This window comes from Streptomyces sp. NPDC015144 (assembly GCF_043079735.1).
Classification (GTDB): Bacteria; Actinomycetota; Actinomycetes; order Streptomycetales; family Streptomycetaceae; genus Streptomyces.
Window position 1 is genome coordinate 1 of record NZ_JBIBUU010000050.1, and the last position, 4,957, is coordinate 4,957.

1 protein-coding gene is annotated in these 4,957 nt (G+C 70.2%); it reads right to left on the reverse strand.

Annotated features, from left to right (window positions below):
* Nucleotides 1-4,880 (reverse strand): type I polyketide synthase (locus ACF08W_RS34970; protein WP_392281766.1); only part of this gene is annotated, 4,880 nt, incomplete at its 3' end.
* Nucleotides 4,881-4,957: the final 77 nt, after the last annotated feature.

Here is a 4,957-nt window from a genome sequence, read left to right on the forward strand (position 1 = left end):
GCCAACTCCCGCGCAATCACCGACGAACGCAACGCAACCACCCGCGCCGCATCCTCCAACGACAACGCACCCGACACCGCAGCAGCCGCGATCTCACCCTGCGAATGCCCCACCACCGCATCCGGCACCACACCCACCGACCGCCACAACTCCGCCAACGACACCATCACCGCCCACGAAACCGGCTGAATCACCTCCACCCGGTCCAACACACCACCACCCCGCACCACCTCCGACAACGACCAGTCCACATAAGGCTCCAACGCCACCTCACAACGCCCCATCCACTCCGCGAACACCGGAGAAACCGCCCACAACTCCGCACCCATCCCCACCCACTGCGACCCCTGACCAGGGAACACAAAGGCAACACGGCCCGGGCCACTGCCGGACGATCCCCGCACCAGGTGTCCCGCGGCGTCGCCCTCGGCCAGCGCCCGGAGCCCGCTCCGCAGGTCCTCCCTGGACCCGGCCACGATCAGCGCCCGCTCATCGAGGGCAGCGCGCCGGGTCGCCAGCGCGTGCGCCAGCTCGGGCAGGCCCCCCTTCTCGTCCTGGCCGAGGGCGGCCGAGAGCCGGCCGGCCTGGGCGCGCAGGGCGTCGTCGTCCGCGGCGGAGAGCAGCAGCGGTACGGGCCCGTGGTCGTCCTGGACGGCGTCGTCGTCGACCGCCTCGACCGCCTCGACCGCCTCGACCGCCGGAGCCTGCTCCAGGATGATGTGGGCGTTGGTGCCGCTGATCCCGAAGGACGAGACGGCCGCGCGACGCGGTCGATCCGCCTCGGGCCATTCCCGCGCCTCCGTCAGCAACTCGACGGCCCCCGCCGACCAGTCCACGTGCGGCGACGGCTCATCCACATGCAGTGTCTTCGGCAGGACCCCGTGCCGCATCGCCAGCACCATCTTGATGATCCCCGCCACCCCGGCAGCCGCCTGGGTATGACCGATGTTCGACTTCACCGAACCCAGCCACAACGGCCTCCCCGGCACACGACCCTGCCCGTACGTCGCCAGCAACGCCTGCGCCTCGATCGGATCACCCAACCGCGTACCCGTCCCATGCGCCTCGACCGCGTCCACATCCACCGCCGACAACCCGGCACCGGCCAGGGCCTGGCGGATCACCCGCTGCTGCGACGGACCGTTCGGCGCCGTCAGACCATTGCTCGCACCGTCCTGATTGACCGCACTGCCCCGCACCACCGCCAGAACGTCATGCCCCCGACGACGCGCGTCCGACAACCGCTCGACCAGCAACAACCCCACACCCTCACCCCACCCCGTACCATCCGCCGCACCCGCGAACGGCTTGCACCGGCCATCCACCGCCAGACCACGCTGCCGGCTGAACTCCACGAAGGTCACCGGGCTCGCCATCACGGTCACGCCGCCGGCGAGGGCGAGGTCGCACTCACCGTTGCGCAGCGCCTGCACCGCCAGATGCAACGCCACCAAGGACGACGAGCACGCCGTGTCCACGGTGACCGCCGGGCCCTCCAGACCGAAGGTGTACGAGACCCGGCCCGAGGCGACGCTGCCCGCGCTGTTGTATCCGAGGAAGCCCTCCAGCTCCTCAGGCACGTCGTGCAGCAGCCGTGAGGCGTAGTCGTTGTACATGACGCCCGCGAAGACGCCGGTCCTGCTGCCCTTCAGCGCCGTCGGATCGATCCCGGCCCGTTCGAAGGCCTCCCAGGACGCCTCCAGCAGCACGCGCTGCTGCGGGTCGATCGCCAGTGCCTCGCGGGGGCTGATCCCGAAGAAGCCCGCGTCGAACCCGTCCGCCTCGTGCAGGAAGGCACCCTCCCGCACATACGACGTCCCCGGATTCTCGGGATCCGGGTCATACAGCGCCTCGACATCCCACCCACGACCCGACGGGAACTCCGAGACCGCATCCACCTCCCCCTCCAACAACCCCCAGAACTCCTCCGGCGAACCCACCCCACCCGGGAACCGGCAACTCATCCCCACGATCACCACCGGATCGTCCTCGACGGCAACCCCCGCCGACACCCCCTCCACCAGACCCGATGGCCCCGCCCCCAACAGCTCACCGCCGAGAAAACCGGCCAACGCACGGGGGTCGGGGTAGTCGAAGACCACCGTGCTCGGCAACCGCAGACCACTGAGCACATTGAGACGGTTACGCAGCTCGACAGCGGTCAGCGAATCGAACCCCAACTCATGGAACGCCCGCCCGACATCGACCGCCGCCCCGGAGGCGTGGCCCAGAACCTCCGCCACCTGTGTCCGCACCAGTTCGAGGACGCTTCGCTCCTGTTCGTCCGGGGTGAGTCCGGCGAGCTGCCGCAGCCACGAGGTGTCACCGGTCGCGGTGGCGGCGGCTCGACGGGGCGCCGCCGGCACCAGGTCGCGCAGCGGTGCGGGGATCTCCCACGGGTCTCCGGCAAGGCGCGGAGCGCTCAGGTCCAGGCGTGCCGGGACCAGCACGGGAAGCTCGGACAGCAGCGCGGCGTCGAGGAGGCCCAGCGCCTCTTCGGCGGTCATGGGAGCCACGCCGCTGCGCGCCATCCGCGCCCGGTCGGCGGCTGCGAGATCCTTCGTCATGGTGCTGGTGTCGTCCCACAGACCCCACGCGAGCGAGACAGCCGGAAGACCACAAGCACGCCGATACCGCGCCAACCCATCCAGAAACGTGTTCGCCGCCGCATAAGCAGCCTGCCCCGGACTCCCCAACACCCCCGCAACCGAAGAGAACAGAACAAAAGCCACCAACCCGAGATCACGCGTCAACTCATGCAGATACCACGCCCCATCCACCTTCGGACGCAACACACCATCCACACGACCAGAAGACAGACCCCCGAACACACCATCGTCCAACACACCCGCCGCATGCACCACCGCCGACAACCGGTACCCAGCCAACAACCTCACCACCTCCTCCCTCACCCCCACATCACACGCCTCGAAAGCCACCTCGGCCCCCAACCCCACCAACTCGTCCCGCAACCCCACAGCACCCTCAGCACCCACACCACGACGACTCACCAACAACACCCGACGCACACCACACCCAACCACCAAGTGCCGCGCCACCAACCCACCCAACGTCCCCGTCGCCCCAGTCACCAACGTCCAACCATCACCACCACCATCGAGGAGTTCCGGTGTCCCCGTGGGAGCGGGGACGCGCTGGAGTCGCGGGACCCTCAACTCGCCTTCATAGAAAGACATCTGGCTTTCACCGCAGCCAAGGGCACGATTCAGCGCATCGTCCAGGGCGGTCTCGGGCGACAGGTCCAGCAGGACGATGCGCCCGGGGTGTTCGGACTGCGCCGAGCGCAGCAGGCCCCACACCGATGCGGCAGCCAGGTCCGTGCCAGCGGCGTCGCGGACACTGCCCGTCGCACCCCGTGTCACCACGACGAGCCGGGACTCGTCGAAGCGCGGGTCGTCCAGCCATGCCTGAACCGGTTCCAGTACGGCGGTCAGCGCCTGGCGCACGCCCGAGGGCACGTGCTCCGCGTCCGTCGCGGCGACCGGCAGCACCACGACCCCCGGGACCACTTCGCCGTCCGGAACGTCGGACAGCAGCTGCCACGGCGTATCAGCGGCGGCGCCCTGCGGCGCAGTGGTCCATTCCTCGGCGAAGAGCGAGTCCCGGCGCACGCGGGAGGCCCCGACGAGAGCGTCGGCCGAGACCGGCCGCAGCGCGAGGGACTCGACCACCGCGACGGTCGCGCCCTCGGTGTCGGCGACGACCAGGGAGAGCGAGGTGCCGCCCTTCTTGACCAGTCGGACCCGGACGGACCGTGCTCCGGTCCGGTGAAGCTCCGTTCCCGTCCAGGAGAACGGCAGCCTCAGGGGCTCCTCGGCCTCATCGGAGGAACCGAGCAGCAGCGCGTGCAGCGACGCGTCCAGCAGCGCCGGGTGGATCCCGAACCCGTCCGCGTCCTGAACGGCCTCCTCCGACAACACCACCTCCGCGAAGGTCTCCTCACCCCGCCGCCACACCGCCCGCAACCCCTGGAACACCGGCCCGTACCCGTAACCATCGGCAGCCAGCCGCTCGTACAACCCCTCAACCGGGATCCGCTCGGCGTCCTCGGGGGGCCACGCAGCAGGCTCGGAGGCCATGGCGCCGACCGAGGAGGCACGGCTCAACAGTCCGGTGGCATGGCGCGTCCACTGCTCCTCGGGCGCCGGCCGGGAGTAGATGTCGACGGACCGGCGCCCCTCCTCGTCCGGGGCGCCCAGCAGCAGCTGGAGGCCGGTGTCGCCCTCCTCGGTCAACGCCAGGGGCGCTTCGAGGGTGAGTTCTTCGACCCGGCCGCAGCCGACATCGTCACCGGCACGGATCGCCAGCTCGACGAGGGCGGTGCCCGGCACCAGGACAGTGCCGTGAATGCTGTGATCACGGATCCATGGCTGGCTCCGAAGGGAGACCCGGCCGGTGAACAGCGCGCCCGCACCGTCGGCATGCCACACTGCCGCGCTCAGCAGCGGGTGTCCGACGGGCTGCAGGCCGAGCCCGGCGGCGTCCGATCGGGCGGCGGGAGCGTCGAGCCAGAGTCGCTGCCGCTGGAAGGCATACGTGGGCAGCGGGACCGGCCGCGCACCGCTCTCCCCGAGCAGCGCCTCCCACCGCACGGGAAGCCCCCGCGCGAAGGCCGAGGCCAGTGCGGCGGTGACGTTCCGGGGTTCCGGACCGTCCTTGCGCAGGGACGGGATGAAGACCGCGTCCTCGCCTTCGGTTCCCTCCTGGGCGAGGGCGGTGAGCGTGGCGTCCGGACCCAGCTCGACGAACGTCCCCACCCCCTCACCCTCAAGGGTGCGTACCGCGTGATGGAAGAGGACCGCGTCACGGGCATGGGCCGCCCAGTAGTCCACCGAGGACAACTCCTCGAACGAAGCCACCCCACCCGTCAACGTCGACACCACAGGAATACGGGGCCGCGAGAACTCCAGCCCACCCGCGACCGCACGGAAATCGT